Source organism: Streptococcus sp. KR, assembly GCF_002238115.1.
Lineage (GTDB): Bacteria > Bacillota > Bacilli > Lactobacillales > Streptococcaceae > Streptococcus.
Genome location: NZ_NGVM01000239.1, coordinates 1 through 292 on the forward strand (window position 1 = coordinate 1; position 292 = coordinate 292).

Consider the following 292-nt stretch of genomic DNA (forward strand, 5'->3'; position numbering starts at 1 on the left):
CTTAACGCTGGTTCAGCATTGCATCTAGCCCACCCGGAATTAACCATTCAGGAAGGAATCAACTTGGCTGCCAAAGCAATCGATGAAGGCAAGGCTCAAGTAGAACTCAACCGAATGATCACATTCTCCAACAAACGCAAGGACGTGGTTGCATGATTTTAGATGATTTGGTAGCCGCAACTAAGAAACGGCTACACAGACATGAAGCAAAAAAGCCGTTGGCCGAATTAAAGCAGGAAGTTCAACAGATGCTTGCTGATTCCAAGCCCAACTTTCTGGATGTGTTAAATCA

General features: G+C 44.9%; 1 pseudogene. It reads left to right on the forward strand.

Annotated features, from left to right (window positions below):
• Window positions 1-156, forward strand: a pseudogene (locus CBI42_RS11765) (anthranilate phosphoribosyltransferase); the annotation flags it as partial.
• Window positions 157-292 lie beyond the last annotated feature (136 nt).